This is a genomic window from Prolixibacteraceae bacterium (assembly GCA_019856515.1).
Lineage (GTDB): Bacteria > Bacteroidota > Bacteroidia > Bacteroidales > Prolixibacteraceae > Halosquirtibacter > Halosquirtibacter xylanolyticus.
On record CP082230.1, the window covers coordinates 1,816,552 to 1,839,102 of the forward strand.

The following is a 22,551-nucleotide window of genomic DNA, read 5'->3' on the forward strand; positions in this document are numbered from 1 at the left end:
TTGTCCACATGAGCAAGAAGCTTAAAATTGCTGTTTTTGGAAAGACAGTGGAAGAGGATTTTTTAAAAGAGTTAGAGGGCATTTCTACGTTTTTAAGAGATGAGGATATAGAAGTGGTAGGTTATGGTCCTTTCTGTGAATATCTTAAAGATGAAATTGGACAAGATCTACAACCTGACAAACTATTTAGCACTCCCAGTGAATTAGATGAAGATTGTGATTTCTTCTTTTCGATTGGAGGAGATGGCACGTTCTTAGATGGTGTCGCATTAGTAAGAAATTCGGGGATACCGATGGTAGGTATTAACCATGGGAGACTTGGATTCTTAGCAGATATCCCTAAAGAGGAGTTAAAGGCGGCATTAATGTCGATTATCAAAGGAGACTATCGCATAGAGACTCGCTCGTTATTAAGAGTCAAAAGTAGTGATGGATGTTTTCGCACATTTCCTTTTGGATTAAACGACTTTACTGTTCACAAACAGGATAGCTCACAAGTAATTCAAATAGAGACCTATGTAGATGATGAATTTCTTACAACATTTTGGTCTGATGGATTGATCGTATCCACAGCCACAGGATCGACAGCCTATTCTCTAAGTGTAGGAGGTCCAGTATTGGCACCCAACACAGGAAGTTTGGTGATTACCGCAATTGCACCCCATCATTTAACCGTTAGACCACTAGTTGTAAATGAAGATGCAAAGATTAGGTTAAAAATTACAGGTCGAGGAGAACGAATAATGGCTTCCATAGATGCACGATGTTTTCCAGCAGAAATAGGGAGCGAATTTGTCATAGATAAAGCTCCATTTGTTATCAAAGTGTTAAAGTTAAAGAACGTAACCTTTTATGATACGTTAAGAAATAAGCTTATGTGGGGTGCGGACAAAAGAAATTGATAAATCTGTTTTTACGTTTCATATTAATTCCCCATCTTAGAGTCGAAAATGTAGATGATTGTTAATTTTGGATTCATAATTAGGCTTTTCCAATCATACGATATTTCTATTTCATTCGTTTACCTAATAAAGGAGAATTACACATAAATCGCATATTACATGATTAGAATTCGTGGTTTAATACTTTTATTAGGAATGCTGTGGATGGGCAGTTGTATAGGGCAGAATAAAAACACTATTGATGTAGGAGGTTTTTTATCCACAAACTATTTGTTAGGGGATGTTAATTCCAATTCAATATTTTCAGCTCAACGGCCAAAATTCGGAATAGCAGCACGATATAATATGAAAGATCGTTACACACTTCAAGGTCACTTTGGAGTGGGGTTCTTATATGACCAAGGAACGATTGATCCAAATATCGCCAGGATGGGACTTGACAATACGAGTACGGGAGCATATGAATATAACCGTTACTATTATGAAATTGGTGCATCTTGGGATTTCAATTGGAAACCTTTTGTAGTTGAGAGTCGTTTTAATCATTTCACATTCTTTACAGGACTAGGTTTTAATTTTCTATATTTTCCTGAAAATGGACATGGTCCACAAAATGTGGGTTATGTATTCTCTCCAGCTATTGATGGTGAACAATCGGTCTTTACCGTTGGTGTTCCATTTAAGTTAGGAGGAAAATGGAGATTATCAAATTATCGCAGTATTAGTGTTTCATTCATAGCACAAAAACTATTTAGTGATGCTGCGGACAATATTGATGACCCATATAAGATTTTATCAGAAGCATATCCGACATCGTTTAAGGCAAACGATGCATTACATAATAATGATTGGATTTTTGAGTTGAAAGTTTCACTCTTTTTTCAAGTATACCACGGGTGCAGAGCATGTCCCGGTTTTAATTAATTGTTGATGAGTTTAAAAAGTCAGTTAAATGAGAGTAATATCCCACGCCATGTTGCAATCATCATGGATGGTAATGGACGATGGGCAAAAAAGCAGGGGAACGACAGATCCTTTGGACACGAGCAAGGTGTGGAATCCGTTCGAGCAGCATTGGAAGCAAGTGTTGAGATTGGACTAGAGTTTATTACACTATATGCTTTTTCAACAGAGAATTGGAACCGTCCAAAAGAGGAAGTTCAAGCCTTAATGCAATTGTTAGTACAGGCTATTGCAATGGAGACGCCTACTTTGTTAAAACAAAATATAAGACTGACAACTATTGGTGATGTAGCGAGTTTACCAGAGGAGACCAGAGATAAATTACAAGAGTGTATTGATGTAACATCTCAGAATGATGGACTAACTTTGGTTTTGGCATTGAGTTATAGCGGACGATGGGAGATTGTGGATGCCACAAAGAAAATTGCAGAGCAAGTAAAAGAAGGAAAACTTCAAATCGAAGATATTGATGAAGACCTATTTGGCACTTCATTAAACACAAGCAATATTCCAGATCCAGAACTATTAATACGTACAAGTGGAGAATATCGTTTAAGTAATTTTTTACTATGGCAATTGGCATACAGTGAGTTCTACTTCTCTGAAGTGCTATGGCCCGATTTTCGTAAACAAGATTTAGTCGATGCCCTAAAAGACTATCAGTCACGAGAGAGACGTTTTGGTAAAATTAGCGAACAAATCAATAAATAACATATGCGAAAGAAGCTCTTAGTTTTTGTAATTGCCTTTTTGGGGTGTCTGTCCACGTTTGCACAGCTTTCAGATAGCACCAACTTTTCGATATATTATGATACACCTAAAGAATATGAGATTGGCGGATTGCAAATCTCAGGTATTAAGTATCTAGACACAGAAACCCTTTTACAACTTTCAGGACTAGAGGTTGGTGAAACCATCATGGTTCCAGGAGAGAAAGTAACCAATGCGATTAAGAAGTATTGGAAACAAGGACTTTTCTCAGATGTAAAAATTACCGCGACAAAGATTGTTCGAGGAAAGATCTATTTTGATATTTTTCTTCAAGAACGTCCACGTTTGTCAAAGGTTAACTTTACAGGAGTATCGAAAGGAGAACGAGAAGATATTGAAGAGAAAGTTCTTCTGCTAAAAGGTAGTCAGGTAACTGACAACAGTGTAAACACTGCAAAACGTATTATTCAATCAATGATGCGTGAAAAAGGTTTCCTCAATACTGAAGTTGCGATTATTCAACGTGATGATCCAGACATGAAAAATTACTTGATTCTAGATATCCGAGTGGATAAAAAGGAGAAAGTTAAAATTCAAGATATCTTTATTGAAGGAAACGAAGCTCTTACTGATGGAGTATTAGAGAGAGCAATGAAAAAGACAAAGGCTAGGAAGTTAAAGAACTTTTTCAGTTCTAAGAAATTCTTAGAAGATAAATACAAAGAGGATAAGATCAATTTGATCAATAAATACAATGAAAAGGGATATCGTGATGCGGTTATCGTTTCGGATACGGTAGTTCCTAATTTAGAGCACTCTAATCGTGTTGATATTAAGATTGAAGTTGAAGAGGGTCAAAAGTATTTCTTTAGAAATATTCGTTGGATAGGTAATACCGTTTATACTTCGGAGCAACTAGCCAATGTACTGGGTATTAAAACAGGAGATATTTTCGACCAAAAACTACTAGAAGATCGTCTACGTGTTGAAGATGATGCGGTAGCCAACCAATATATGAATAACGGTTATCTATTCTTCAACGTAACTCCTGTGGAGGTAAATGTAGAGAATGATTCGATTGACTTTGAGATGAGAATTTTTGAGGGTCGTCAAGCAACCATCAGCAAGGTGATCATTAAAGGTAATGACAAAACCAACGAGCACGTAGCACGAAGAGAGATACGTACCCGACCAGGTATGTTATTTAGTCGTGAAGACATCATTCGTTCGGTTCGTGAATTAGCACAGCTACAACATTTCAACCCTGAGAAGATTGTCCCTACTCCTATTCCTCATGCTGAAGAAGGAACAGTAGATATAGAATACTCATTGGAAGAGCAATCAAATAGTAAAGTGGAGCTTTCTGGAGGTTGGGGAGCTGGTATGTTTGTTGGATCATTAGGATTGACATTTAATAACTTCTCACTAAGAAGACTATTTAGTAATGATGGCTGGGGAGGATCTATTCTACCATCAGGAGATGGGCAAACACTAAGTGTTAGAGCACAGACCAATGGTTCGTATTATCAGAACTACAACTTCTCATTTGTTGAGCCGTGGTTGGGTGGTAAGAAGCCAAATTCGTTCTCTTTCAATATCTACTATTCGAAACAGACTAGTGGCGATTCAAACTACAACTACTATTCAGGATATAATAGTTATAATAGTGGTTATGGCAACGGTTATGGAGGTAATCCTACGGACTATGAAATCACATCTAAGATGCAGGTCTTTGGAGCTTCTATTGGATTGGGACACCGTTTAAAGTGGCCTGATGATTTCTTCACATTGTATCATGAAATCTCGTATCAAAGATATTCTCTAGATAACTGGAATGGGTTCCTTATGCAGGATGGAGTTTCAAATAATCTAACATTTAAGACTTTATTACGAAGAAGTTCGGTAGATAGTCCACTATATCCACGTAGTGGTTCAGACTTTAAATTGATGTTTGAATTTACCCTTCCATATTCTCTATTCTCGAACAAGGATTGGAGCGATCCAAATATGAAGGATAGTGAAAAATATAAATGGATTGAGTATTATAAGACAGAGTTTTCTGGAGATATCTATACTCCACTTTCAAAGAATCGTAAGCTAGTCTTACGAACTAAGTTCGAATATGGTTTCCTTGGATACTATAATGAAAACTTAAGATCACCATTTGAGACTTATCAAGTTGGTGGTGACGGAATGTCGGGATATAGCTATTATGGATCGAGTGTTATTGGAATGAGGGGTTATAGAAACAACTCACTAACACCTGTCACTCCAGAGAATGGTCGTGCAGCCTATATCTACAATAAATATATGATGGAGTTACGTTATCCATTAACATTATCGCCAAGTGCTACAATCTATGGTTTGGCATTTGCAGAGGCGGGTAATGCATGGTATGACACCACAACATATGATCCTTTCAACTTGAAACGATCAGTAGGTGCTGGTATTCGTATCTTCCTACCAATGATCGGTCAAATTGGATTTGATTGGGGTTATGGATTTGATATTCCAAATACACAGCGTGCATCAGATGGCGGAAGTCAATACCACTTTGTCTTCGGACAAACATTCTAATGACAACTAAAAAAGGGCTTGGAGCACCAAGCCCTTTTTTAGTGTTTTATTCACACTAATTTATGGATCTATTCGTTAGATGTATGTAATGTTTGAACCATTGAAGAATGTTTAAAAAGATCACCATGAAGAAGATAATTCTATCGTTTTTATTGCTTGTTGCCACTACATTTGGTTTATATGCACAGAAAGTTGCCTATGTAGACAGTCATTATATTTTGGATAATATTCCAGCCTTTCACTCTGCAAAAGAGCAGTTGAATAAAGCATCAAAGGGATACCAAGAGGAGCTTGATAAAATACACCAAGAGATTGAGAAGATGCGCTCAGAATTAAAAACAGAGTCCATCTTACTCACTCCAGATATGATTAAGAGGCGTAAGGATGTGATCATAACAAAACAGAAAAGTTACGAGAGTCTTCAGAAAAAGTATTTTGGTAAAGAAGGATCTATATTTAAGAAACGAAAATCATTGATAAAACCAATTCAAGATGATATCTTTAATGCATTGCAACGCATCGCCGAAGAGGGAAGTTATGCAATTATTATGGATAAAGCTTTGCAAGGAAATATCATTTTTTCCGATCCGAAGTATGATTTGAGTGATGTAGTACTTGAAAGACTTGGATATAAAAATTAATAAAGTATATTTGTTGAAAACATCGCAAATAAGATAACTATGAAAAACGCATTGAGAACGTTAGTTCTATTTTTTGTTCTTTTCGCTGGATCGGTTTCAGCGCAAACTAAGATTGGGCATATTAATTTCCAACAGTTGTTAAGTGTGATGCCAGAGAGAGCAGCCGCAACAAAACAGATGGAGACTCATGGTAAGAATTTGGAAAATCAATTGGCTGAATTGCAGAAAGATTTCCAAACGAAATTGGCTGAATACCAAAAAGCAAGTACAACCATGACAGATATTGTTCGCTCTACGAAAGAGGGTGAATTGAGAGATATGCAACAACGTATTCAAACTTTCCAGCAAGCAGCTCAACAAGATGTTCAAAAGAAACAACAAGAATTGTTCCAACCTATTCTAGAGAAAGCTCAAACTGCAGTGAAGAAAGTAGCAAAAGAGCAAGGAATGACTTATGTATTGGATACTAGTACTGGTGTTGTATTGTATCAATCAAACGAAAGCATTGATATTTTACCTCTAGTAAAAGTTGCTTTAGGTATTAAATAAGTACATAAAGAATTTACTTATAGTAAAGGTATCCATGAACGATGGGTACCTTTATTTGTTTATATAAGAAAAAGATATGGGGCCAATTGGAGTATTTGATTCGGGTTATGGTGGATTAACTGTTTTAAAGTCTATCGTAGATGTATTACCTAAATATGATTATCTATACTTGGGAGACAATGCTAGAAATCCATATGGTTCTCGTTCGTTCGAGGTTATCTACCAATACACCAAGGAAGCTGTTGATTATCTTTTCTCCCAAGGATGTGAATTAGTAATTCTGGCCTGCAATACTGCCAGTGCGAAAGCACTTCGAACCATTCAACAGAACGATCTTCATCGTTGGGGTCCTAATAAGAGAGTATTAGGGGTAATCCGTCCGAGTGTGGAGTATGTGATAGAATCTAGCAGAACTGGTGTAATAGGAGTTCTTGGGACAGAAGGAACCGTAAAATCAGAATCGTATCCATTAGAGATCTCAAAATTTTCTTTAAAAAGAAATATGGAGGTATTTCAACAAGCATGCCCGATGTGGGTTCCTTTAATAGAGAATCAAAGTATTCACACATCAGGAGCAGCATTTTTTGTAACAAAAAATGTAGAAGAGTTATTACAGCAATCCGCTAATATTGACACCATCCTATTGGGATGTACCCACTACCCGTTAATTAAGCCTATTATAGAGCTCAACATCCCCAACTACATTACGGTGTTATCACAAGGAGATCTTGTCGCAGAGAGCCTTAAATCGTATCTAGAGAGACATACATGGATGGACTCACAATGTTCAAAGAATGGAGTAGTATCTTTCTTGACCACTGAATCTTCGACTCTTTTTGATGAGAGAGCTACCCAATTCTATGGAGAACAGGTAAATTCTCAACAAATTGTATTGGGTTAATCACAGTACCTTTTAATAATATTATAAGCCTGTATCATCCCAAGCTCACCTGCTTTACTTAAATCTAGAGCACCGCCTTCGATATCTTTCAAATAGATTTTAGTCAATCCACGATTAAAATATGCCTCCGCAAAAGCTGGATATACTTCTATTGATTTATTATAATGAACTATTGCCTCTTGGTAATTCTCTAATTTAATATAGGTGTTTGCCATATTAAACCATGCAAAATGAAATTTAGGATTCAATCGCAAGAGTTTCTTATAATCCTCAATGGCATGCCTATAACTGCTATAGTTTGTTCCATCTTCCTTAATTGGATTGATCAGAATATTTTTCTGAGTTTTGTAAATAGAGCGAAGATAATCAGCCATATCCACTTGGTTATTTGCAGCACCAAAGTAGGTAAGTATATCTTTAGGCGCATACTCTTTGGCTTGCTCAAAGTCGTCCTTGGCTTCTTCGAACTCAAAGGATAGGTTCTTTAATATCGCACGATCTAAATAGAACAACTCTGGATTCTGCCTGGTAGCAACTAATGCATCGAAAAGTGCAATATGCTCCTTATACTTTTGCATCTCATCATACTTAAACACAGAGGTCTGCACATGATTTGTTAGGGCTAAGAATGGATTCTGCTGGTTCTTCTCGTTTAAGTCATCGACCTCAACACTAAAATATTGCATCTGAGAATAGTCGAGGTGATTTTTATCAAAATAAGTAAAATCGAAGTTCGGGCTTAGTTCAATAATGACATTAATATTTTGGACAAGCCCTTCTGTCGGCTGCTCAGTAGTTAATGTTACCTTCCCATTATCTCCAACAACAAGAGGTGGTTGTGCCCCTGTTCTATCTTCCTGCCTACGAAGTTTTCCACGCTCTAATTTTTGAGCAATATCCATATTCTTAGGATCGATCGTCTCTTTTTTCTGTTCTATAATATCTGGAGAAGTCGATTTCGTCGCTGAAGAAGATGGAGTTGTTTGAACCTTAGGATTATTTTTGTTTACCTTCTGTTGGTTCTTCTTTTTTGCTTTTTGACTAATCGCATAATACCATGGATTAGCCCTTCTCTTCTCCTCTTCTTTTAGCTGTTGTTGAAATTTGGCGATACGAGGGTCTAAAGCAGAAGCTATTTGAATATCACGCTGTGCATCTGGTTGTTTTCGATCTTGCTTTATCAGACCTCTATTTAAATATGCAGAGGCCAAATTTGGGTCAAGCTGAATTGCCATGTTATAGTCCATCAAAGCACCATCAAGTTCTCCGAGTTGTTGTTTCGCAAGACCTCTCACAAAGAATGCATTTGATGAACGAGGCTTAAGTCTAATCGCCTCATTAAGGTCACTAATGGCCCCCGCATAGTCATCTTTTTCTAATTTAATACGCCCACGAATAAGATAAGCATGATCGTAATGAGGCCGTATTTTAATTGCGGAAGTACAATCTTTAATAGCGAGATCTAAACTATCTACGATTTGGTAAGCTATACTACGATTTAGATAGGTATTGATTGCCCGATCATTCAATTTGAGGGCATGAGAATAGTCTTTAATGGCAGCTTTATAATCTTTTAGAGCCATCTCAGTTATACCTTTATTATTGTAAATAGAGTAGTTATTTACATCAAGTTCCATCGCTCGATTATAGTCATCAAGAGCAATTTCATAATTCTTTAATGAGTGATTTACCATCCCTCTTTGCATAAATGCCAAAGGATAATATGGTTTAATATCAATTGCTTTATCTAAGTCCTGTTTGGCCCCATAGTAATCTTCAAGATACTGTTTTGCTATTGCTCTAAAAAAATAGGCTTCATAATTATTTGATTCTAGGCGAATAACAATATTAAAATCTTTGATCGATCCTATATAATTTTGAAAATGAAGCTTACTTCTTCCATGATAGAAATATTGTTGGGTATTAAACTGAGCAAAACTTCGATTGGCTATAAGACATAGGATAACTAATGCAACGACCACAATTAATCTCTTACGAATTAGGAGTATATTTGATTTCAAATTAGATCAATTTTTTAATTAAATGAATTCCTTTACAAGATAATATACTTTCAAAAACTATACCACCATATTAGTTCTTTTTGTTAATCTTTTGATTTTTCTACTCTTTTGAATAAAATCTAATCAATTTGATAGAGAATAAATATGACAATAGTTTACTAATCAACATAATTTTTTATCTATATTTGATAACCTATTGTGTTGATATATTGTATTTACATATCAAGCTGAATAAATGGTTCTAGTTAATGTTTTGACAAGATGAGAAAAGTATTATTAGTAATAGTAGCATTTGTGTTTTATATAAACATAAGTAGTGCTTCATCAGAAGATAAAGTGGGGAATAAATTCGAAAGTGAACAGTATGAAGAGATATCCCCTTTAAAACAAAATCCATATGTAAAACCGAGAAGGAGAAAAACTAAATCGGAATATCGCAAGAAATCAATATGGGAAAACCGAGTAAACTTTGGTTTTGGCATGAATTGGAATAATTTTTCAGGAATTAAAACAGAATCGAAGAACAGTGGCTATGCTTTTGATGCTAGCTATTACCATTTTATCATTGAATCATTAGGTATTGGAATGGAAACCAACCTTAACAAATGTCTGTTTGATAATGGAGACTTCAGTTATGAGGACAAAGCCACGACACATGTCATTGATCAAGATTTAAAACACCAAACGAGTATGTTCTTTGTCGGCCCATCAATTATGACACGTACAACAGCTGCATCAAACTATTTGGTCTTTTATGCAGCTATCAGTGCCGGCTATGCCTCGTGTAATATGATTGATCGGAATAATACCCCCAATAAGTATGACTTAAGCTTTAATGGACTGGGGGTTTTATGGAAAGCTGGCGTAGATATCTCCATTGCAGAGAATGTATATTTTAACGTTGGAGGAAGCTATTTTAGAACAAGTAGTAAAACATTTAACAGTCTATTAAATGGAGCCAATCATGAATTTACACTAAAAGATGGTCTTGGCATCAAATACAATAACTTTGGAGTCAATTTCGGTTTGGTTCTGAGCTTCTAAACTCACTAAATTCGTTCGATATCTTACATAAGATATCGAACAAATTTAAATTAGCTGATAGTTAAATCACCAAAGTATTCTGGACGATGGTAATCAGGTTGATCAGTACCGATAGGATTCCATGTTACAAAATGCATTTTAGGAGTTTTATCGCCGCACTTGAAAAAGTTACCCTTATATAGTTCTTTATCTAGCTTAAAGTTAGGATGTTTAACAAAAGCATCAAAAGGAAGCTTCGCAGTAAGCGTATATGTCGTTATCTTTTCGGTCTCTTCTACAGGTGATGTTCCTAGGGAGCTAAACACTTTAATTCCATTCAATTTAGAAGCATCAATACGTTCACGATCTCTACCAGAGCCATAACCAAATAAGAATGTTCCTATCGCATTCATCTCAAGGTTGTAATAACCTTGATCATCTGGAGCAAAGAAGAACTCACAACAACTATCTTCGTATACCTCTCCATTAATCTCTGTTGTAACAGCTTTCACTTCTTCATTTTGCACATGAAAATGGATATAAAAGGCTTCATCATCATGACCAATATGAAAGGTAACCTCTGGTTTTACAGGATAATCATTCCAGTTTACAGTATCTACATTATTTTGTTCTAATTTCTCCAATAAAGCAGCAGCCTCTGTCATGCTCTTAGGCGTACTTATCTTCGCAATCTTAAGATTTTTTGACGTCATGTGTTTTGAGTTATAATATGATTTATGAGCTGGTTAATATAATCAATTTATATGACCCCAAAGCTTTACTTTGATGAAAATTCATCTAGATATTCTTTTAGGTCGCAGACTGTTTTTTTACTGTTCCCAATAAAGATTACATTATTGTCTACAAATACTGGGCGCTTAAGAAAAGTATAGTCACTTAAAATATATTGCTTTATCTCCTCTTCTGTAAGGTTTTTATTTTTCAGGTCAAGTGCTTTATACTTCTGTGCTCTTTTGTTAAAAAGAGCTTCATAACTTCCTGCTAAATGACACATCTCATCAAGATCTTTCTCAGTATAGCAAGTTGTTTTTATGTCTTGTTTGATTACATTTTCAGATAGTTCTACTTCATTCATTATACGTTTACACGTCGAACATGTCGATAAATAATAAAATTTCATGGTTCTTTTTTTTCGGTTAAACTTCTTGTTCAATTCATACCCTGATAGCATTTGTAAAAAATATAATTAGCTACTCCATTAGAATATCTTTCAAAGCTTGAAGATCTAATATAACGACTTTTTTTCTCTCCCATAAAATGATGTTATTTGAAGTAAGCTCGCCAATAGTTCTTGCTAAAGAAGGACGTGTCACACCAAACAGTTCTGCAAGTGCAGATTGAGACTCCTTTAGTTCAATCTCATTTTGACCTCTCTTCAACAGAAAAAAAGCGAGTTTTTGTCTAATTGTCTTAAAAGAGAGGAATGTGATCTTTTCCGTCAGAAATTGGGCTTTATTCGAAATAATATTTAGGTAATTGATTAAAAGTTGTGACTGTGTTGTCAACAATTGAGTAAAAGATTTTTTATCAATACGAAGTAATCTGCCATCTGTTTTAGCTAGTAAATTTACAGGAAATCTATTTTTCTTACCATAAACAAAAGCTGCAGCAATCAGCATTGGACCATTTAAAAGCTCTATTTTTAATTTATTTCCAGCTAGATCTAACATCGCACCCTCTAAGGTACCATCCATAAGAATGATCATCTCTTCGATAGGATCTCCAGCATGGGCAATCAAACTCTCTTTAGTAAATTTCGTTACTCGGTATCTTGAACCATTCAGGATATCAGCAATCTCTGATTCTGGAATACCTTTAAATAACATGGTCTTTTGCAGTACTTGTTCCATCATAACTTTTGTGATATTTTGAATTTTACCTCAACACAGGTAATGGGATACATTTAAAATTCATGGTGAATATAGTAGAAAAAACAATTTAAGATACAAAAAGATCTTTTTTTCAAAAAAACTTCACCTGTGTAACAACTGTTACAATTTAGGTCTCATGTCTAGCCTATATTTGCCATTGAAAGTTAATCGAGAGAGTTACGGAATTTCTTTCAAGATCTAAATAAAAAGTGTCATGGGAAAAAATATGAGAGAGATAATCAAAATAGACGAATCATTGTGCAATGGATGTGGATTATGTATTCCAAACTGCCATGAAGGGGCTTTAAGAATCATCGATAAGAAGGCTCGCCTTATAAGTGATTTGATGTGCGATGGTCTTGGTGCATGTATTGGACACTGTCCAAAGGGTGCTATTGAGATTGAAACAAGAGAAGCTGCTCCTTATGACGAAATTTTAGTAATCAAAGATATGGTTAATAAGGGAAAGAACACTGTTATTGCCCATCTGTGCCACCTTAAGGATTACAATGAAATGGAGTTTGTTCGTCAAGGGGTTCAATGGATGTCTCAAAACCAGGATGCTTTTGATTTTGATCTACAAGAGATAAAACAGATAGTTCACAACCACCAAGGAGGAACAAAAAAAACCGAGAAAGTAGAAGAGAAAACAACAAATATGAAATCATCACTAATTATGGAACCAGCACAAGCAGGAGGATGCGGTACGGGAGGATCAGGATGTCCTGGATCCCAGAATGTAGCTTTTGATGCTCCTGCAGGAATGGCACAGCATATAACATCAGCCACCCCAAGTGCACTACGTCAATGGCCAGTACAGATGCACCTATTAAACCCCAATGCACCATTCCTTAAGAATGCGGACTTATTGATTGCCGCGGACTGTGTCGCATTTTCAGTAGGTAACTTTCATTCAGATTTCCTACCAGGAAAAGCATTGGCTATTGCATGTCCAAAATTAGATTCACAACAACAAACTTACATTGACAAATTAATCATGATGATTAATGAAGCTCGTATCAACACGATTACGGTGATGCTTATGGAAGTACCTTGTTGCGGTGGACTATTACGATTGGTACAAGAGGCTTGTTTAGAAGCATCACGTAAGGTCCCAGTAAAAGTGATTACAGTAAGTATTCAAGGCAAGATCCTTGATGAATCATGGGCTTAGTAAGAGAGAAATGATATTTTATTACCAATAACTATATTGAAATGATAGAATTGGTATAAGTATTACGACTTTAAACCCAACAAAATATTTCAAAAGTTTATTTAACCCTTTCGAATTCATCGGAAGATTCGAAAACATTAAAAAATAAAGATTATGAGTATGTTCTGTTTTCAGTGTCAAGAGGCTGCTAAAGGTACAGGTTGTACTATTAAAGGAGTTTGTGGTAAGAACGAAGAGGTAGCAAACCTACAAGATCTACTAATGTATGTAGTTAAAGGTATTGCGACTTATGCACACCATGGCCGTGCATTAGGTATGGAGGATGACATTGCCAATAAATATATTATCGATGCTCTTTTTACAACAATTACAAATGCTAATTTTGATCCAGAAAAGATCACCGAGGTTATTACAACAGGTTTAGCAATCCGTAATCGCCTGAAAGAGGAGTATATTGCAAAAGGAGGGGATGCAAATATTTCATCTTTCGGTGCAACGACATGGAATCCAGAAACAACAGCAGGCTATGTAGCAAAAGGTTCTGTTGTAGGAATATTAGCTATTGAGAACGAGGATATTCGTTCATTAAAAGAGTTGATTACTTATGGTCTTAAGGGTGCAGCAGCATACGCTGAACATGCTTGGAATCTAGACTTTGAAAACAAAGAGTTTCATTCATTTATTCAACGTGCCCTTTATGAGATTACACGTGATGATATCTCTGCAGACGAATTGGTTGCATTGACTCTTGAAACAGGGAAATACGGAGTGGATGTAATGGCACTACTTGATGAAGCCAATACATCGACTTATGGTAACCCAGAAATCACTGAAGTAAATATCGGAGTAAGTGATAAACCAGGTATTTTGATTTCAGGTCATGACCTGAAGGATATGGAAGAGCTATTGAAGCAGACTGAAGGAACAGGTGTGGACGTATACACACACAGTGAGATGCTTCCTGCAAACTACTATCCTGCATTTAAAAAATATAGCCACTTTGTTGGTAACTATGGTAATGCATGGTGGAAACAAGATAAAGAATTTGCTAGTTTCAATGGACCTATCTTGATGACAACAAATTGTATCACTCCACCTAAATCATCTTATGTTGATCGTGTTTATACGACAGGAGCAGCAGGATTTGTTGGTGTAAAACACATTCCAAATAGAGCAAAAGATGGCGCGAAAGATTTCACCCAAATCATCGAACATGCAAAACAATGTGAAGCTCCTATTGAGATCGAAAAAGGTAAGATCGTAGGTGGTTTTGCACACAACCAAGTTATTCAATTGGCAGACAAGGTAGTGGATGCTGTAAAAACAGGTGCTATTCGTAAGTTCTTTGTAATGGCAGGTTGTGACGGACGTATGAAAAGCCGTGACTACTATACTGAATTTGCAGAAAAACTTCCAAAAGATACTGTAATTCTTACAGCTGGTTGCGCAAAATATCGTTACAATAAGCTTGAACTTGGTGATATCGGAGGGATCCCTCGCGTATTAGATGCAGGTCAATGTAATGATTCATATTCACTAGCAGTGATCGCCTTGAAATTGAAAGAGGTATTTGAATTAAATGACATTAATGAACTTCCAATTGCTTATAACATTGCTTGGTATGAGCAGAAAGCGGTTATCGTTCTATTGGCACTACTTCATTTAGGAGTAAAAAATATTCATTTAGGACCTACATTACCAGCGTTCCTTTCTCCAAATGTCGCAAAAGTTTTGGTTGACACATTCGGCATTGGTGGTATTGGAACTGTTGATGAAGACATGAAGATGTTCATGAACTAATTCATTGCTTCCGTAGTAAACTAAATTGCATAGAAGCCATCTCCTTTTTACTGAAGAGATGGCTTCTTTTTGTGTTTATTAAATAGTTGTTGTAAGTAATTGGCAACGATAAGGACAGCAAATTTATCACTAGAATGAGTAAATGATGCAGAGGATCTCCAAATGTTTCCTCCGTAGTTTGTTGATACTTCGTTGATACTTGATTCATCAAAAATGTTAAATAGATGAATATTATATAGTAATAATATCTTAAGACTATTTTTATTCTACTGTCAATCCATGCTAAATATACAGACATTCATCATCCTATTTATTCTCTAAACATTTTGGAGAGAGCGACTTCTCCTAATGTTATGTATTGATCATTTTATTTCTTAATCCAAACTAATTCTTCTGTTTTAAGTTTTAATATCAATATTTATCGGCATTTATTAAACCGTGAAAAACTACAAAGAAAGCTTTTTCTCAATATTTGTGATCTTAACACAAAGGTTCATATACTCTTTCTCATCTTTAACCTGTTGTGTTGTAAATTTATCAAATACATCTTCCCCTAACTTGTCTATTATTTTGAACTTTAACATCGAGGTATAATCATCATGATATTGAAGCTTCTTCTTTTCATCATCTAGATGCTCTAAACTACGAAGTCCATCTCGATATACGATAAAAGCATTTCTAACAGCTTTATCATTATTACGATTTATATCCTTATAAGAATAAATTAATTCAATGTAACTATTAATGATGCTTTGGTCAAATTTCTTATTCAGATCGAACTGCTTCTCTAACTCTTTTTGAGTCTCCTTATATGTATCAAGAAGAATCATTAATGAATCTCTCTTTATTCCCGCACCTAAGTTTGTTACCTCTTGTTTATTACTTAAAGTTTTATCTTTAATTGAAACTCCTCCTTCTTTGTTCAATAAACGTTTCAAATCATTTAATTTTCTTTCAGTGGTAGCCATCATATTTAATACCAAGAGGCAAGCTCCTTGGTATTGTTCAGCTTCTGTGGAACCTATAACTTCAGAAATATTTTTCATCTCTTTACTTCTAAGCTCATCACATACAGCAGCTCTTTTTTCTGGATGATGTACTGAGTAAATAGCCTTCCGGTAATCCTTTCGAAACGTGGTTATTGATTTACGTATTAATCGTTCCTCTTTGGGACTTAACTCTTTGATTTTAGAAATAATCTCAATATGCTTATCGGTTCCATAAGTATCATTCCTTTTATACAAAAAGAAAGCCCTTTGAAAAAGATTCAACTGTTTTTGCAGCTTAACAACTGCATGATTTAGGGAATCATTAGTGGTTGATCTCTGTTGAACTATCGTCGTAGCAACCTCTTTGTTTGCAGTGAATTCTGTTGTATTTTCTGGTGATGGATCAACATGATCTTTACGCAAAGAAAGTTTGTTACGAACTAATCGTTCTTTATTCTTTATTTCTTTAAAAGAACGCTCGTAATCCTTCTTAGCCTTAAAAAAATGATTTAATGTTTTAGGACCAACCACACTGATTAGTTGTCGAATATAAGTGACCTGAATTTTTTTAATCTCTTCAGTAAGCTCAGGTTTTTTGAATTTATTTTTTACCTCTCTTATTTTTCTTCTACTCTCCAATGAATTCGTAGTAAACTGTTGTCTTTGGCTCTGTGATAGTTCACAAACACTGTTAAGGAGACCAAGTTCTATCTTCACAACTTTCGCATCATCCTGTTCTTTCATTGAATGATATATCGAGAATTTTTGCTTCTGTTCATTTATGTCATTTAATGTTTGATACAACGAATCTCTTGCATTTCCAGTATATTTGTAAGCAATTTGAACTCTTGCATTTTCTTCATTTAGATTGTTTTTCAGTAAAGTAGATTGTTTTTCACTCTCAATTTCATCAAGATCTTTGCTAATGGCTTTACTTGTTCTACTAACAGGAGTTGTTCGCGTCCCATTTTCAAACTGAGAAATCTCTTCTTTAAGACTATAAATAGTTCTTGACAAGGTTCTTGATTGTTTTTTATTCTCTGTCTTTATCTCCTGATAATCATGAATGGCACGGGCACCAATGACATCATAGATCGATTTCTCTTTCTGTAATAATGCCGTTTTAAAAACCTGTTTCCTCTTTAATCTATCTACGAAGTCTTCATCTTGCAAATGACGAAAATCTTGACGATATTTTAATATTATTTTACGCAATGAAAGTTCTTGTTCCGATGAAATTTCCGTCGCACTCTTTATATCCTTTATTTCTGTTTGAATAACGAACTGATCACATCTCTTTAAAGTACAACTCAAATCTCTCTTCTTATTATATTGCCGCCTCAAGTCTCTTAAGACTAGTCTAAGAGAATCACAATGTTTGGTTATTTGAACTTTGGTTAATTGTTTATCTTGTAATGAAGTGTTTTTATTAGCAAAACAAATATTTATTGAAGAACAAATAAATATAATACAACATATAAATGTTACTGATTGAATTAAGCGTAATAGCTTTCGTAAGTTTTTGATGCCCATAAAGTCTTAGTTAGATATAAACAGTGAAATATTAATAAGAGAACAACTACAAGTTAATATGGAGAGAAGATATAATTAGGTAGTCTAAGTTATCAATGAAATGTTTAGTCGTTCAATTCAAATATAATTACTTATCTCTTATCTCTTTATTCATTTGTTTAACTAATAATAACAATATTAGAACAATGTCATATTTATTAACATATATGTATCAATAAATATAAAATCAAATATTATGTAAACTCAAATATTGATAAAACAAAATCGGTCAAATGTCATTTAAGAATGATGATCATACAAAATTAATTTAAATGGTGAAAATCAGATAGAAGGATATGAAACAACAATTATATTAACTAAAAAGAGGTAACAAGCCGTAGCCAGTTACCTCTTATAGTTAGATTAATGTATTATGGGGAAAGCATTATAATACCATAACCTTAGTGTATGTCACCTTATCATTTGTTTTAATTCTTACCACGTGAATTCCTTTTGATAAACCTGACATATCGATCTCTTCACCTGAATAATTAGGAATAGATTTTTCTAATTGTCCTAACATATCAAATATCTCAATCGATGTTTCTGTTGCAATACCAACACCATGCACTTGAATAAAATCTGTTGTTGGGTTTGGATAAACACTAATCAATGCCATTTCAGAAGACATATTCGAAGTTGTTAAATCCTCAGTTCCATAAACTTCAAACTCAAACAGACGTATTGTACCTCTTCCATCATCACCACCAGTTGTGTACTTCACATAACGAGCTTTCACTCCATTGGTCATAATATCTTTGGTCGTTGATTCATCTGTATCATTCTCAGCTACTGTAGTCCAAGTATTATTATCCTCACTCACTTCTATCGTATATCCACGAGAATTCCAACCAGCATCCTCAACATTTCCACAATCAAACATCTTAAATTCATATACACTGTATACTTTCTCAAGATCTACAATAACATAGTGAGGTCCATCACCCGTTTCACACCATTTATTTGAGGCACTTTGAGGATTAGTCTCTCCATCAAATAGATATGAAGGCAACTCACTAGCTGTTGAACCAGAGAAGTCAATTGCTTTCTTATTTAATGCCACGTTAGCAGCATCTTTAGGTGTTACGAGTAAATCAACATCATGAATAAAAGTTTTTCCATTAACATTTAGCTCCAGCTCTAATTGAGTTGAACCAATTGCATGTTTGGTTTGCAAAGTAACATTAATAAGATGTTGAGTCATATCAAGAGAGACATTCGTCACTTTAGCAAATTTCGTATTAAGCACCTTCGCATTTAGTTGATTAGACTTAAAGTCAACTTTATTCGTAAATGGAATCTGAATTACTGTTGTCTCATCAAAATGAAGTGCTTGTTTCTTCACGTTAGTAAATGAGATATCTTTCGACTCACCTAAGGCTACCATCTCATTGATTGTTACATTTCCATAACCATTTACAGATGACCAGATACGTACATATCGATACGATACAGCTTTATTTAAAATCAACATCGAACCACCATTATAGTGATCTTTTGATGTAATCAATTCATAATTCTTGCCATCATGCGAACCAGTCACTTTAATTTTAAGGTCTTCACCATCTTGAGAACCATTATATTTGAAACAAGCAAGTGAATGTGATTCCCCTAAATCTGCCTCAAGAACAACACCGTAATAACTTGTTGTGATCCCTGTTTTTGGATCTTGATCAACCAACTTTTCAGCTCCCTCAATCGCACCAGTAAGTGATGACCAGTCCCAACTCGTATTATAAGCCTTTAGAGTCTTTCCAACCAATACATTTGACCAATTTTGAGAAGCAACAGTCACATCAAAAGAGACATCTTTTGACAATCCATTATTTACAAATACAACATTTACTTTCTCTGTTCCAAAGAATCCAGCTTTAGACTTAACATCAAAATGATATGTCGATTTTACTTCATCAACAACACCATTTGAAATCAATATGTTTCCATTCTCAGAAGTCGCCTTAAAACCAAAGTCCGAGGCTTTTGCTATAGTTCCTAAATCATAAGTAACTTTTACGGTTTTTGTTTCAGTGTCATTCAGTTTCATATTCTTGACACTTGACAACTTCATACCCATAGAAACCCCTAATACTTGGAACTCCCAAATACGAATTGTAATTCCTTCATTTTTGTCGTATGGAGTAAATCTCACATAGCGACCAACCGTTCCTGGAATAGCAGCTTCCTTAGTATTCTCAGATTTACGCCCCTGTTGGTTTACAACCTCAGTCCAACTCTGCTTATCGTTACTTACTTCGACCTTCCAACAGTCGAAGTTGCCTCTAGCATCTTCCTTATGACCAGTATCAAACGTTTTGAAACCATAAATATCAAAAGGCTCTTCTAAATCTACGATAACCCAATGCGATCTAGAGCCACCAGCACACCATTTATCTCCTACGGATCCAGGAACATTCACTCCATCAATTAAGAAACGAGGATGCTCACTACCCATGTTACTACTAAAGCTATCAATCGTTTTGCCTACACTAACCACTTCTAATTGACTTGAATCTACAACTTTCACTGCATTTTCAACAGTTTTTGTTGATTTTCCAATCTTATTCGTAGCTTCAACAGTAATATTATAACTACCAGCAGATGGAAAACGACATGCAACCTGATTCTCTTCGTACTCACCATTAACTTTCTCTGCACCTTTTGGAAGAGTCCACTTATAAGACTCAGGGTATTGTGTAGCACGAGCGGTAAATACAACAGTCTCGCCTGCTTCAATATATGACTTATCTGAAGTAAGGTTAATTACAGGAGCAGTAGGTTTCACCCATTCAGCTACTTTTACTACACGTCCATGTTCGTCACCCAAAAGGTCTACACTTTTGATAATAATATTCACTGACAATTCATCTGATGATGTTCTTTGAATATTTTCAATATAGAAAGCTTCATCCATTGTCTGTCCAACAAGAGTCTCAGCACCTTTCTGTTCAACATAGATATTATAATGGCTTATTACACCATCTGCAGCATCCCAGATAACACGAGCATCACCTTGATCATCACCTAAAACTTTTTTAATATCTCCTAGGTCATCAATAACTTTGACATTTGAAACGACACCACATGCTGGAACAGCATCTCCCAAATATATTTCACCTAATTTAAGATCAAGATCTTGTACGTTTGATGATGATTCGAATTTCAAAGAGATCATTGAGATTGTTTTTCCTGCATAAGCAGCAAGAGGAATATCAACTGTTGTCCATGTACCATTAGCAAAGTTCTCAAGTGGAATATATGTAAATGCATTTTTGTCTTCACTAAAAGCAAGACCTAGAGAACATTTGTATCCTGTTTTTGCTCCCTTTAAAACGAGCTTAGCATGCTCTGATCCTTTTACTTCAAGTTTAGTTTTATATAGGCGAACATTGTTTGAAACATTACCGTTAATACTACCAGCAAACATTAAGCTCGCACCACTATTGTAAGCATCATCCCAAGTAAATTCTGGAGCAACTGTTTTAGTAGCACCTTCAACCCACCATCTCCATGTAGGAAGAATAGATTGTATCCCTCTATGATACCAATCTCCAGTACCTTTTACATCACCTTTAACGTAACGTTTTTTTCCCATTCCTGTATTAAAATTCGTCACAAATGGAAATTCACTGATTACACTACGTGCAGCAACCCCAACCGACATTCCAGGCCAGTTAGCATCGTCATATGCTTTTGATGAAGTAACATCATGCTCTTTATTTACCCAGAAACGACCTGCGGTCTTATAAAATTCATTCATCTGTTCATAAGGATTCAGATGTCCTTTCTTCGTTTGATCTTTCCATGTCTTCTCTTCTGGACAGAATAGATCAATAGACCCATTATTTTTATCTTTTCCGAATAATGCTACAAATTCACCCTTATGTGAGAATCCGCCACCACCAATTTCAAGACCATAGTAGTTTACTTCAAAAGGATTTTTCCCCCATGAGCGAACTCGGTCATCATTTGATTTCACATTATATGAACTCGCTGACCCATAGTTCAAAAACTTTGACTTAAATCTCTTATCTGAATTAAATAGAGTTCCACCAGTACTCGTTCCTTGGTCATACCACTGTAATCCCATATGAGCACTAGCCTTATATTTATTAAAATCCTCAGCAAAACCAGCCCACTCATCGTGAGAACTTCCACCAGTTTCTTCATTAATAAACCACCCATCAAAACCAAAATAGTTTGCAATCTCTGCCAATTTCTTTGCATAGATAAACTCACCATTCTCTTTTCTCAACATCTCACGAACCCATCTTCGTTCGCCACCATATGCTCCAGGAGGGAAGAACACATTTCCATAGACCTGCACTCCATTCTTATGTGCAACATCAACTACGGGTGCTGAAGGTGGAATTACAATACCCTCACTAGCTGAACCACCCCACCAAACTAGGATATCTAGATACTGCCAGAAATTAAATGTATATCCAATAAAATTATTTGCACCTTGGGCAGGAGTCTTACTACAAGAAGGATTCATTGTAAGACATGCGGTCACCTGTGACTCATAATAATTATATGGCCCAGCCTTTGTTGTTTCATCTTTAAAGCGAGGTTTTAGAGCAACCATACTTCTATTAAACTTGGCAAGAGGGTCTGATTCTGGAGTCCAGCTAGTAATATCTTCAGGATGCCAACATCCTCCCATTGGCTGTTGTGCAACTACATTAAAAAATGTAGAACAGATCAACAGCAGCGTTAAGAATAAATTTCTTTTCATAAATCACTTAGTTTTATCTTTAGTTAGAAGATGTAAAGGAAGCATCTTCGAAATTTGGTTATTTAATGAAAGGCCAATCATTTAATTACATTAATAAGAGT

General features: G+C 35.3%; 16 protein-coding genes. 10 read left to right on the plus strand and 6 right to left on the minus strand.

Features of this window, described 5'->3' with window-relative positions; all coding sequences use genetic code 11:
- Window positions 1–8 precede the first annotated feature (8 nt).
- The 7 genes from K5X82_06315 (at window position 9) to murI (ending at window position 7,244) form a co-directional block, all read left to right on the plus strand.
- A complete protein-coding gene (locus tag K5X82_06315; protein ID QZT38504.1) occupies window positions 9–902 on the plus strand; it encodes an NAD kinase in 894 nt (297 codons plus the stop codon).
- 159 nt (window positions 903–1,061) lie between these two features.
- Window positions 1,062–1,826, plus strand: coding sequence for a DUF6089 family protein (locus K5X82_06320; protein QZT38505.1), 765 nt, complete (start codon window positions 1,062–1,064; stop codon window positions 1,824–1,826).
- Window positions 1,827–1,832: 6 nt separating this feature from the next.
- Window positions 1,833–2,576, plus strand: coding sequence for an isoprenyl transferase (locus K5X82_06325; protein ID QZT38506.1), 744 nt, complete (start codon window positions 1,833–1,835; stop codon window positions 2,574–2,576).
- Between the two features lie 3 nt (window positions 2,577–2,579).
- Window positions 2,580–5,153 carry an outer membrane protein assembly factor BamA gene (bamA, locus tag K5X82_06330; protein QZT38507.1) on the plus strand — a complete coding sequence of 858 codons (2,574 nt, stop codon included), beginning with the start codon at window positions 2,580–2,582 and terminating at the stop codon, window positions 5,151–5,153.
- Between the two features lie 125 nt (window positions 5,154–5,278).
- Window positions 5,279–5,794 carry an OmpH family outer membrane protein gene (locus tag K5X82_06335; protein QZT38508.1) on the plus strand — a complete coding sequence of 172 codons (516 nt, stop codon included), beginning with the start codon at window positions 5,279–5,281 and terminating at the stop codon, window positions 5,792–5,794.
- A 39-nt stretch (window positions 5,795–5,833) separates the two neighbouring features.
- Complete coding sequence (locus K5X82_06340) at window positions 5,834–6,343, plus strand: OmpH family outer membrane protein (protein QZT38509.1); 510 nt, start codon at window positions 5,834–5,836, stop codon at window positions 6,341–6,343.
- A gap of 76 nt (window positions 6,344–6,419) precedes the next feature.
- Window positions 6,420–7,244 (plus strand): glutamate racemase, encoded by an 825-nt coding sequence (gene murI / locus K5X82_06345; GenBank protein QZT38510.1) that lies wholly within the window; start codon window positions 6,420–6,422, stop codon window positions 7,242–7,244.
- Here murI and K5X82_06350 read toward each other — a convergent pair.
- Window positions 7,241–9,265 carry a tetratricopeptide repeat protein gene (locus K5X82_06350; protein QZT38511.1) on the minus strand — a complete coding sequence of 675 codons (2,025 nt, stop codon included), beginning with the start codon at window positions 9,263–9,265 and terminating at the stop codon, window positions 7,241–7,243. The genes murI and K5X82_06350 overlap by 4 nt on opposite strands.
- Window positions 9,266–9,526: 261 nt before the next feature.
- On the opposite strand from K5X82_06350, the gene K5X82_06355 reads away from it, so the two are divergent.
- Entirely contained in the window at window positions 9,527–10,309 is a 783-nt protein-coding gene (locus K5X82_06355) for a hypothetical protein (protein QZT38512.1), read from the plus strand.
- A 50-nt stretch (window positions 10,310–10,359) separates the two neighbouring features.
- Here the strand turns inward: K5X82_06355 and K5X82_06360 are convergent, their stop codons facing one another.
- The 3 genes from K5X82_06360 to K5X82_06370 all read right to left on the minus strand — a co-directional run bounded on the left by K5X82_06360 (window position 10,360) and on the right by K5X82_06370 (window position 12,162).
- On the minus strand, window positions 10,360–11,001 hold the full coding sequence (locus K5X82_06360; protein ID QZT38513.1) for a hypothetical protein: 642 nt from the start codon (window positions 10,999–11,001) through the stop codon (window positions 10,360–10,362).
- Between the two features lie 65 nt (window positions 11,002–11,066).
- A complete protein-coding gene (locus tag K5X82_06365) occupies window positions 11,067–11,429 on the minus strand; it encodes a hypothetical protein (protein QZT38514.1) in 363 nt (120 codons plus the stop codon).
- Between the two features lie 70 nt (window positions 11,430–11,499).
- Window positions 11,500–12,162 carry a Crp/Fnr family transcriptional regulator gene (locus tag K5X82_06370; GenBank protein QZT38515.1) on the minus strand — a complete coding sequence of 221 codons (663 nt, stop codon included), beginning with the start codon at window positions 12,160–12,162 and terminating at the stop codon, window positions 11,500–11,502.
- A 244-nt stretch (window positions 12,163–12,406) separates the two neighbouring features.
- Between K5X82_06370 and K5X82_06375 the strand changes: the two genes are divergently transcribed.
- Together K5X82_06375 and hcp are read left to right on the plus strand one after the other, a co-directional pair.
- Window positions 12,407–13,354 (plus strand): 4Fe-4S binding protein, encoded by a 948-nt coding sequence (locus tag K5X82_06375; GenBank protein QZT39095.1) that lies wholly within the window; start codon window positions 12,407–12,409, stop codon window positions 13,352–13,354.
- 153 nt (window positions 13,355–13,507) lie between these two features.
- Window positions 13,508–15,154 carry a hydroxylamine reductase gene (gene hcp / locus K5X82_06380; protein QZT38516.1) on the plus strand — a complete coding sequence of 549 codons (1,647 nt, stop codon included), beginning with the start codon at window positions 13,508–13,510 and terminating at the stop codon, window positions 15,152–15,154.
- A 446-nt stretch (window positions 15,155–15,600) separates the two neighbouring features.
- Here the strand turns inward: hcp and K5X82_06385 are convergent, their stop codons facing one another.
- Together K5X82_06385 and K5X82_06390 are read right to left on the minus strand one after the other, a co-directional pair.
- On the minus strand, window positions 15,601–17,457 hold the full coding sequence (locus K5X82_06385) for a hypothetical protein (GenBank protein ID QZT38517.1): 1,857 nt from the start codon (window positions 17,455–17,457) through the stop codon (window positions 15,601–15,603).
- Between the two features lie 643 nt (window positions 17,458–18,100).
- Window positions 18,101–22,450 (minus strand): discoidin domain-containing protein, encoded by a 4,350-nt coding sequence (locus tag K5X82_06390; GenBank protein QZT38518.1) that lies wholly within the window; start codon window positions 22,448–22,450, stop codon window positions 18,101–18,103.
- Window positions 22,451–22,551 lie beyond the last annotated feature (101 nt).